The 9,920-nt window shown below is 64.9% G+C and carries 7 protein-coding genes and 1 rRNA gene; 4 read left to right on the forward strand and 4 right to left on the reverse strand.

Annotated features, from left to right (window positions below):
• Positions 1 to 28: 28 nt before the first annotated feature.
• On the forward strand, positions 29 to 607 hold the full coding sequence (locus tag GBB18_RS07500; protein WP_151550298.1) for an RNA polymerase sigma factor: 579 nt from the start codon (positions 29 to 31) through the stop codon (positions 605 to 607).
• On the opposite strand, the gene tgt is transcribed toward GBB18_RS07500, so the two are convergent.
• Together tgt and GBB18_RS07510 are read right to left on the reverse strand one after the other, a co-directional pair.
• A complete protein-coding gene (gene tgt, locus GBB18_RS07505; protein ID WP_151641253.1) occupies positions 604 to 1,839 on the reverse strand; it encodes a tRNA guanosine(34) transglycosylase Tgt in 1,236 nt (411 codons plus the stop codon). The two genes, GBB18_RS07500 and tgt, sit on opposite strands and share 4 nt — an antisense overlap.
• Positions 1,840 to 1,859: 20 nt before the next feature.
• Positions 1,860 to 4,271: an MMPL family transporter gene (locus GBB18_RS07510; protein ID WP_151641254.1), complete on the reverse strand. Its 2,412-nt coding sequence runs from the start codon at positions 4,269 to 4,271 to the stop codon at positions 1,860 to 1,862.
• Between the two features lie 138 nt (positions 4,272 to 4,409).
• On the opposite strand from GBB18_RS07510, the gene GBB18_RS07515 reads away from it, so the two are divergent.
• The 3 genes from GBB18_RS07515 to GBB18_RS07525 are packed head-to-tail and all read left to right on the forward strand — an operon-like array spanning position 4,410 to position 8,781.
• Complete coding sequence (locus tag GBB18_RS07515) at positions 4,410 to 5,417, forward strand: pseudouridine synthase (RefSeq protein ID WP_151641255.1); 1,008 nt, start codon at positions 4,410 to 4,412, stop codon at positions 5,415 to 5,417.
• Complete coding sequence (locus tag GBB18_RS07520; RefSeq protein ID WP_370513266.1) at positions 5,395 to 6,198, forward strand: ABC transporter ATP-binding protein; 804 nt, start codon at positions 5,395 to 5,397, stop codon at positions 6,196 to 6,198. Before GBB18_RS07515 ends, GBB18_RS07520 begins: the two co-directional genes overlap by 23 nt.
• Positions 6,199 to 8,781: an ABC transporter permease gene (locus tag GBB18_RS07525; protein ID WP_151641256.1), complete on the forward strand. Its 2,583-nt coding sequence runs from the start codon at positions 6,199 to 6,201 to the stop codon at positions 8,779 to 8,781. It begins immediately after the preceding gene.
• Between the two features lie 72 nt (positions 8,782 to 8,853).
• Here the strand turns inward: GBB18_RS07525 and GBB18_RS07530 are convergent, their stop codons facing one another.
• A complete protein-coding gene (locus GBB18_RS07530; protein WP_151641257.1) occupies positions 8,854 to 9,573 on the reverse strand; it encodes a hypothetical protein in 720 nt (239 codons plus the stop codon).
• Between the two features lie 232 nt (positions 9,574 to 9,805).
• A 5S ribosomal RNA gene (gene rrf / locus GBB18_RS07535) occupies positions 9,806 to 9,920 on the reverse strand; the annotation flags it as partial.

The following is a 9,920-nucleotide window of genomic DNA, read 5'->3' on the forward strand; positions in this document are numbered from 1 at the left end:
ACGATCCGTTTTGCTAGGATCATCAGGTATGAGACCACCCGCCGGCGCAGGGAACCCCGAGCGCGATGACGAGCACGTCACCGAACTCGCACTCGCCGCTGGGCGCGGCAATAAAGCCGCCCTCACGGAGTTCATTCAGGCCACCCAAGCAGATGTCTGGCGCCTACTCGCCCATCTCGCCGGCCGCGATCACGCTGATGACCTCACCCAGGAAACCTATCTTCGCGTGATGAAGGCGCTGCCGAAGTTCGCCGCCAAGTCCAGCGCCCGCACCTGGCTGCTCTCCCTCGCCCGCCGCGTCTGGGTCGATAGCGTGCGCCACGATATGGCGCGCCCCCGCAAATCCATCACCGAAATCGATGATGTCCCTCGCTCCACCACCCCGGCCGCGTTGCCCGAGTGGATCGATGCGCGGATGGTGATTGAAAAACTCCCCCCAGATCGACGCGAGGCCCTCATCCTCACCCAGGTACTGGGCTATAAATACGAGGAGGCAGCCAAGATCGCAGGCTGCCGCGTCGGCACCATCCGCTCCCGGGTGGCGCGCGCCCGACAGGACATCATCGCCGCCACCGCCACCCAAGATTCCCCCGCGCGCAGCTCCTAGCGCTTGGCTGCGTAGTAGCGCCCCATGAACTCATCACGGAACTCGTAGTAGTAGCCGCCCTGCAGCGACGCCCGGATACGATCCACCAGCCCCACCATGAAGTAGAGGTTGTGCATGGTGCAGAGGGTGCCGGCCAAAAACTCTTTGGCCTTGAGCAGATGGTGGATATAGGCGCGGGAGTAGTTCTCGCTCACATAGCCGCCGAGCTCCTCGTCGATGCCGCTAAAGTCGCGCTTGAAGCGGGCGGCGGCCAGATTCATCCGGCCATCGAGGGTATAGACCCCGCCGCGCCGCCCCAGCCGCGTCGGCGCCACGCAGTCGAAGGTATCGGCCCCGGACTCCACGGCGGTGAAGATATCGTCCGGCTCGGAAATGCCCAAGAGATGACGGGGGCGATCCTCCGGCAGCTCATCGCACACCCAGCCGACGATGGTGCCCAGATTCTCCTTCTCCAGCGCCCCACCAATGCCATAGCCGCCGAAACCGCGCTGGCCCTGTTCCTCCTGCTCATTCGACAGCTGCACCAGCCCCCGAGCGGCCTGGCGCCGCAGATCCTCATATTGGGCGCCCTGCACCACGCCCCATAGTGACTGCTCCGGCCGATGGCGGCGCTCCTCGGAGAGCCGCTCATGCTCGAGCAGGCAGCGCTGGGCCCAACGGTGGGTGCGCGCCACCGACTGCTCCTGATACTCGCGGGTATCCACCAGGGTGGTGAGCTCATCGAAGGCGAACATGATGTCCGCGCCCAGCTGATGCTGGATCTGCATGGACACCTCGGGGGTGAAGCGGTGCTTCGAGCCATCGATAATGGAACGGAAATCCACGCCGTCCTCATCCACCAGCGCCATGCGGTCCTTCTTCCGGGCGCGAATATCCCCCGCATCAAGCCCAGAGGTATCCATGGCCAGCACCTTTTTAAATCCCACGCCGAGACTCATCACTTGGAATCCGCCGGAATCGGTATACGTGGGCCCGTGCCAGTTCTCGAAGGCGGCCACGCCTCCGGCCTCGTCCACAATATCGGGGCCGGGCTGCAGGTAGAGGTGATAGGCGTTCGAGAGAATCGCCTGCGCCCCGCTGAGCCGAATCTGCTCTGGGGTGAGGGTTTTCACGGTGGCTTTCGTGGCCACGGGAATAAACGCAGGCGTGGCAATATCGCCGTGCGGGGTGTGAATCACCCCGGCGCGGCCGTGCTGGCCCTCGAGGCGACTGGTGACATCAAAGTAGTTCATGGCTATAGCTCTTTTCCTGCTTATCGACGCCCACTCGCCGTCGATTCCATCTCTTTTTCTAGGCTAGTTCCCTCCACATCCAACGAGGGCAGGATGCGATCGAGCCAGCGCGGCATCCACCAGGTGGCCCGGCCCAAAAGGAACATGGTGGCAGGCACGAGGGCCATGCGGATGAGGAAAGCGTCGACAAGCACGGCGACACCGAGGGCGAAACCGAAAATCTTCACGAAGGGCAGCGGCTGGGAGATATTGGCGAAAAAGACCGCCATCATAATCAGCGCGGCAGCGGTGACCACGCGCGAGCCCAGCAGGAAGCCCTGGACGGTGGACGCATCCACCAAGCTGAAGGGAGTGGTGTTCTCCTCGGGGTGTTTCTGCAATTCGATATAGCGTTCCCGCACGCGGGTGACGAGGAAGACTTGATAGTCCATCGCGAGGCCGAAGGTGACGCCGATGAGGAAGATCGGCATGAAGGAAATGATCGGCCCGGGTGTGTCCACGATGCCCCACAGTCCCTGCTGCCAGAAGAGGATGGTGGTGCCGAATGCGGCGCCGACACTGAGCAGGAAGCCGAGACCAGCGACCAGCGGCACCATGAGCGAGCGGAAGACCATGAGCAACAAGACGATGGCCAGGCCCACCACCACGGAGAGATAGATGGGCATGGCGTGGTCGAGCTTGGTGGTCACATCCTGCTGCACGGCGGTCAGGCCGGTAATGCCGATCTCGATGCCGAGGCTGCGGCGCAGGTCATCGGCCTGGGCGCGCAGTGCGTGCAGCAGCTCGGTGGAGAGCGGATCATTGGGGCCCAGCCGCGGGGTCACCAGAACCTGAGCGGAGGTGCCGGCCTTATTCACCCGCACCACCTGGGCGTGGGCCACATCGGCGTTGGCGTTAAATTTCTCCGCCGCCATCTGATAGGTCAGCGGCGCCAGTTGCTCAACCCCGGCATCCTCCGGGATCCCGGCGGCGGCGCGATAGGAGTTCAGCGCCGCGGCCTGGGTGTTCATATCGCTGACATCCATGACCACGAGGAAGGGGGCGTTTTTGCCCTCGCCGAAGCCTTCCGCCAAGAGCTCGGCCGACTTGCGCTGGGTGGTATCGCGCTCCGCCACCGAGTCCGAGGGCAGCGCCAGATCGAGGTGCGTGACGGGAATGCTCAAGGCGCTCAGGCCGATGGTCACGGCCGCCAGCACCAGCGCCGGATAGCGCTGCACCTTCGTGATATAGCGATAGGCCAGCCCGGAGCTGCGCTGATAGGAGGGGCCCGCCGTGCGCTTGGTGGAGCGCAGCCCGGGGATCTTCAACCCAAATACCCGCCCCTTGAGCACGCCCAGCAGGGCGGGGATGAAGGTAAGGGCGATCAGCACCGCCACAAACACCGTCGCCGCGGCGGCAATACCCATCCAGGAAAGGAAGGGAATCTTCGCCAGGGTGAGCGCCGCCAGGGCGATAATCACGGTCAGGCCGGCAAAGACCACCGCCGAACCGGCCGTGCCCAGGGCCATGCCCGCGGACTCCTCTAGGGATTGCTCCTCGCCCTTCTCGTCCAACTCGGCGCGATAGCGAGAAAGAATAAAGAGGGCATAGTCGATGCCCACGGCCAGGCCGAGCATGAGCGCCAGCACGGGCGTGATGTTATTCAGATCCACCACGGCAGTACCCAGCACAATGCCGAGCGCGCCAATGCCCACGCCGATCACCGCGGTAATCAGCGGCATGCCGGCGGCCACCACGGAGCCGAAGGTAAACAGCAGCACGATCAGCGCCACCCCGAGACCGATCATCTCGGACTTAGACTGCACCTCAATGGGCTCGGCGAAGCCCGGGCCGCCCGCTTCCACGGTGATTCCCGCCTCGCGGCCGAGCTCGATGGCCTTATTCACCGCATCGCGCTGCTCCTGGTTCACATCCCCCGGCGCGGGGGCATCGAAGGCGAAGCGGGTGGTGCCGATGGTGCCATCATCGCTGAGCACGCGAAGGAAATAGGCATTGGTTTCCGCGAGTTCGCGGGGCAGGCCCTTCTCCACGGATTGCTCCACCACGCCCTCGATGAGCTTGGGATTGACATCCACTGGGTTGCCGAAGGTGCGCTCCTCGGCGGCTTCGGGCAGATCCGCGCGCAGGGAGTCAATCACCTTCTGGATGGCCTCGTGATTCTTCGGATCCGCCAGCTTCTCGCCCGGCGGGGCCTGGAACACTAGGTCCACGTCGGTGGCGAAGCCAGGGGAGACACCGCCTTCGAAGTTGTGCTCCATCATCTGCCCCGCCTCACTGGAGGGCATATCGGGGATGGAGAAGGCATCATCGAAGCCGTCTTGGAAGGCCACGGCGCTCACGCCGACGGCCGCTAGAATGCCCACCCACAGCAGAACCACGATCCACTTCAACCGAAAACACAGTTTGCCGAGGTGATACAAAAACTTCGCCACAGTATCTTCTTTCCGCTTCTTCTCCAGCGTGGGGTTCGCTCGGCCAGCGCACAACGCGGCGGCACTGTCTCACTCATGCTAGTAAACAACATGGACACGTACGTAACAGCACGGTTTTTAGATACGCTGAACACTACGATGACTTCCTCCTCTGGGCGGCGCCGCCGCGAACCCCCTCTGCCCGTCAAGGATGGCCTCTCCCCATCCCGCGTCCGCCTGCCGGACACTCCGCGCGGGGCGGTGAGCGCCCTCGAGTTCCTCACCGATGTGGTGCTCAACCAGCGCCACCGCCACCCCGAGGACGATGAGGCGGCCATACTCGCCCGCTTCAGCCGCGGCGAAGTGGTCTCCCCCACCGGCCGCGCCTACGCCCCGCAGGACATGGTGAGCGTGGGCGCCGATCTGTGGTTCTATCGGATCCCCGCCCCAGAGCCGCCCATCCCCTTCGACTGCACTATCCTGCACCACGATGAGAACCTGCTGGTGGTGCACAAACCGGCGTTTCTTTCCACCATGCCGCGCGGGCGCCACATCACTGAAACCGCCACGGTGCGGCTGCGCCGTCGCACTGGCAACATGGATGTGGTGCCGGCCCACCGCCTCGACCGGCTCACCTCGGGAATCCTCATGTTCACCACCCGCCCCGAGGTGCGCGGCGCCTACCAGCGACTCTTCGCCGAGCGGGCCGTGGACAAGCGCTACACGGCCATCGCGCCGCTGCGCCAGGAGATCACCCGTGGCACGGTGTGGCGCTCCCATATCCACAAAACCCCAGGTGAGATCCAGGCCGTGGAGCTGCCCGGCGCGGCGATCAACGCGATCACCGAGGTGCTGGCCGTGACCCCGCTCAGCGCCGCTGAGCAGCAGCGTCTCGAAGCCGACTATGGCCCCCAGCCGCCCCTAGCCCGCTATGAGCTGCACCCCCACACCGGCCGCACCCACCAGCTGCGCCTCCACATGACCGCGGCCGGGGCGCCGATCCTCGGCGATCCCTTCTATCCCACGGTCGCAGCCGACGAGCCCGAGAACTACGCCACACCCCTGCAGCTGTGTTCCACCCATCTGGCGTTCACCGATCCTTTCACCGGCCAGCGGCGTAGATTTAGCACCAGTACGGCGGGACATGCAGCGAGTGAGCGTCGATAAGCGCCGTGAATACGATCCATTGACCCCGGTAGAGAGCGAGGACCCCATGCCCACCATCCCCGCGGCCCGCGCCGTGAACCTATACAAATCCTATGGTGAGGGCAGCGCCCAGGTGGTGGCGCTGAACCATGTCACCGTGGAATTCGAGCGCGGCCGCTTCACCGCGATCATGGGCCCCTCCGGCTCCGGAAAATCCACGCTCATGCACTGCATGGCCGGGCTGGACGCCACGAGTAGCGGCGAGACCTATATCGGAGAGACCGAGCTCTCGCAGCTTAACGACGCCGCCCTCACGAATCTGCGACGCGACCGCCTAGGGTTTGTGTTCCAGTCCTTCAACCTGGTGCCCACGCTCTCCGCGGCGGAGAACATTACCCTGCCGGTGGGGATCGCCGGGCAGCGCGTCGATGAAGCATGGTTCACGGAGGTCACCGAGCGGCTCGGGCTGAAGGATCGGCTGCGCCACCAGCCCTCCGAGCTCTCCGGCGGGCAGCAACAGCGCGTGGCCGTCGCCCGCGCCTTGGTGTCGCGGCCGGACATCATCTTTGGCGATGAACCCACCGGCAACCTCGATTCCAACTCCTCCACCGAGGTGCTGCGGATTCTGCGGGCGGCGGTGGACGAGCTCAACCAGACCGTGGTGATCGTCACCCACGACTCGGCGGCGGCCGCCTATGCGGACCGGGTGATCTTCCTCGCCGATGGCAGCATCCGCGATGACATCACCGAGCCCACCACCGAGAAGATCATGTCCATCATGGCCGGGATCGAGGGCCGATAGATGGCGACACCGACCATGACGCCGCCGCGCATGCGCACGATCTCGCTGCGTTCGGTGGCCGCGCATAAGCTCCGGCTGCTGCTGACGGTGCTCGCCGTGGTACTCGGCACCGCCTTCGTGGCCGGCTCCTCCATGTTCACCTCGACCCTGTCCTCCTCCCTGAACTCGGCGCTGACCACCGCCTTCGACGATATTGATGTGGTGGTCGCCGGCACCGAGCGCTCTCCCCAGGGAATCCCCTTCGCGGAGGTGGATAAGCTGCGCGCCCGCCCAGATGTGCGCGCCGTGTCCATCCAAGGCCGCGACTCCAGCGTGATCCTCACCGACCCCGACGGCGCCCGCATCCAGAGCGGAGCGGTCCCCACCCAGGCCATTGCCCTCGTGCCACCGGAGACTCTCCACGGCGAGGACATCCCCAGCCAGGGCAGCATCGTCGAGGGCGCACGGCCCAGCGCGGCGGGGCAGATCGCCATTAACAGCAATGCCGCCGAGCGCGGCGGCATCTCCATCGGCGATCACGTGACCGTGCTGGTCCCCGATACCCGCCTCGACGCAGAGGTCACCGGCATCTACGAGGCCCCCTCCGACCAAGCGGGCTGGCTCTCCATTGCGCTCCGGGAGCAGGACTATCGCGCCCACTTCACCGATGGGGAGCATGCCCAGCTCGCCGCGCTGACACTGCAGGACCCGGACGCCGCCGAGAGCGTGCAATCCGAGCTTGCCGACGCCCTGCCGAACTTCATGGTCAGCACCGGGCAGCACCTCGTAGACCAAGCCAATGAACGTATCGAGTCCGCCCTCTCCTTCGTCACCTACTTCCTGTGGGCATTCGCCGGCATCGCGCTGCTGGTGAGCACCTTCATCATCTCCAATACCTTCGCCATGCTGGTGGCCCAGCGCAACCGTGAATACGCGCTGCTGCGGGCCTTGGGCGCCTCCGCCACGCAGATCACCCGCTCCGTGGTGGCGGAATCCGTGGTGGTCGGACTCGTGGGCTCGCTGCTTGGCGTTCTCGCCGGTGTGGGGCTCGTGCGGCTGATCACCTGGCTGCTCAATCGCTCCGACGCGGGCCTGCCCGATGCTGGCGTATCGCTCACCCCCACCACGATCATCGCTCCGGTTATCGTGGGCCTGGTGGTCACTGTGCTCTCGGCGTGGGCGCCGGCGCGCAAAGCCGGGTCCATTCACCCCGTCCAAGCCATGCGGCCGCAGCCGCCCACCCGCGCCTCGTTGAAGTGGCGCACCCTGGCCGGCGCCGCGGCGCTACTGAGTGGCGCTGTGCTGTGCATCGTCTCGGTTCTCATCGACACCGAGGCCCTGCGCATACCGCTGGCCTTGGTGGGTGCCGGAGCCCTAGCGCTGGTGCTGGGACTATGGCTGGCCGGGCCGGCGCTTTCCATTCCCCTGGTGGGTGGATTGGGCCGGATCCTCGGCGCCCCCTTCCGCACGGTGGGCCGGTTGGCGGCCACCAACTCGCAGCGCAACCCGCACCGCACTGCGGCCACCGCCTTCTCCCTCACCCTGGGGCTGATCATGGTCTCATCTATCGGCATGCTGGCTGCCTCTATGCAGCGCTCCACCGAGGACATCGTGGACGATTCCATCACCGCCGACTTTGTGCTCACCGGCGAACGCGGCGCCGGAATAAGCATGCCGCAGGACACCGCGGAGCGCGTCGCCGCCCTGCCCGAGGTGGACTCCATATCGGTGGTCTCCGCCGGCCCCTTCATGGTCAATGACGTGTCCATGGGCAATGACTTCGGGCCGCCCACCACCCCGGTGGCCGATAATTCCATGCTGGATAGCGTGAATTTCACCGCGGTGGAGGGCGAGATCAACCTCGATGCTCCAGGCCTCATCATGAGCAAGACCACTGCGGACTACGTCCAGGTGGGGCTGGGTGATATGGCGCGGGTGAGTATCCGCGGCCAAGACAGCTATGTGGAGGTGCCGGTGACGGCCCTAGTGGATTCCTCCACCTTGTACGCCGGCGTTCTCTCTCGGGCGAGCGCCGCGGAACTCATCGATCAGACCGGCCTGGTGCCCCAAGAGATTTATGTGCACTCCGCGGCGGGCTTTAGCCCGACCCAGGTGCGGGCGGCGCTGGACAAGGAGGTCGATCGGGATCTGGTGACCTCGGTCAAGGACCCCGATGAAGTGAAGGGGCAAGCCGCCAACGAGGTGCGGGGCATGCTCTCCATTCTCTACGGGCTGCTGGCGCTGGCGGTGATCGTCGCCATTCTGGGCATCGTGAATACCCTCGCGCTCTCGGTGATCGAGCGCCGCCAAGAGATCGGCATGCTGCGGGCAGTCGGCATGCAGCGCCGACAGGTGCGCATCATGTTCTATCTCGAATCCGCGGTAATCGCCCTCTATGGCGCCGTCGTCGGTGCCGTTGTCGGCATCGCCGTGGGCTGCGCCTTCCTCGAGAATCTTAAAGACACCGGTCTTACGGCGATCGTCATCCCCTGGGGCACCGTCGGGATCATGCTCGCCGGCTCCATGCTGGTCGGCGTGCTCGCTGCACTCTGGCCGGCGGCGACGGCCGCGCGGACGCGCCCGCTCGAGGCGATCACGGACTAGCGCCACGACATCGATCAGGGGCCGGACGCGAACTCATCACATCCGGCCCCTTCTAGTCTCTCTTTGGGCGAATTAAGAGACGGTGGTCGAGCCCACGGTCGGCAGCACCGTGCAGCTATCCTCGCCGTTGGCCGTGGTGCCAGCAATCGCGGCAATCACGGGGCCGGAGCCGGTGTTCACCAGCGCCGAGGTCTGGGCGTGCACATTCGCACCGAGGAAGCTCTCATCCAAGGCGTTCACTCCGCCCTTCATGGTCTTCAGATTCAGCCACGCCACCTTCATATCCGTGCCCTTCACCGTCGGCGCGAGACGCTCATCCACGCTGAAGACGTGGAAGTACGCGTGCTCGGCGGGGATATGAGGGTCCAGGAGATTGCCCTTGCCTAGCAGCGGCCCAGCACCATAGTTGGGGCCGGGTTGCACGGTTGCCAGTGCACCGGTCACCGGCAGATCGCCGATACCGCAGCCGAGCACGGGAGCGGGATAGTAGAACTTGCTCTTCTCCGTGGAGTCCCCGCGCTGCACGGCCTTGGTCTCCGTGACTCCCTGCGGGAGTGTAGAGGACAGCGCCGAGAGGTCAGCATCCTCAGCCTCATCCATGACGGCCGCGATGGCCTGCTGTATCTCATCCGACTGGCTACTAGCCAACTCGAGCAGCGTATCGACGTTCACTCCACCCGGCTGAGCCAAATCGATGGAGGGAATCTGCACCTCGGCCTGGGCGGGCTGCACCCCGGCGAAAGCGATTCCGACGGCCGCGAGGACTGCGGCGAGGGTCTTGCTGTGTGCCATAAATCAACCTTTGTATTAGGAACCAGCGCCGAGCCACGACAGCCCGCCAGCTAGCGAGAAACATATTCTTACGCTCACGAATATTACTACAGTAAACTTCTGTGAACTAATGTTTATTTCGTGACATAATATTCATGCTGGCGTCAGGGATGTGCAGGCATGCCTGAAGGCGGGGGAGGAGGTGAATGGTGTGTTCGCCTTCTCCCCCGCCTTGGGGCTATGTGAAGTTTTAGGTCGGCGGTGACTTACTCTCCCACACCCTCCCGGGTGCAGTACCATCAGCGCTGTCGGGCTTAGCTTCCGGGTTCGGAATGGGACCGGGCGTGTCCCCGATGCTATAACCACCG

Source organism: Corynebacterium sp. 11A (assembly GCF_008930935.1).
GTDB classification, from domain to species: Bacteria; Actinomycetota; Actinomycetes; order Mycobacteriales; family Mycobacteriaceae; genus Corynebacterium; species Corynebacterium megadyptis.

Coding starts and splice junctions, on each gene's coding strand:
- GBB18_RS07500 (WP_151550298.1), top strand. CDS start 29: ATGAGACCACCCGCCGGCGCAGGGAACCCCGAGCGCGATGACGAGCAC.
- tgt (WP_151641253.1), bottom strand. CDS start 1,839: ATGAACTACTTTGATGTCACCAGTCGCCTCGAGGGCCAGCACGGCCGC.
- GBB18_RS07515 (WP_151641255.1), top strand. CDS start 4,410: ATGACTTCCTCCTCTGGGCGGCGCCGCCGCGAACCCCCTCTGCCCGTC.
- GBB18_RS07520 (WP_370513266.1), top strand. CDS start 5,395: ATGCAGCGAGTGAGCGTCGATAAGCGCCGTGAATACGATCCATTGACC.
- GBB18_RS07525 (WP_151641256.1), top strand. CDS start 6,199: ATGGCGACACCGACCATGACGCCGCCGCGCATGCGCACGATCTCGCTG.
- GBB18_RS07530 (WP_151641257.1), bottom strand. CDS start 9,573: ATGGCACACAGCAAGACCCTCGCCGCAGTCCTCGCGGCCGTCGGAATC.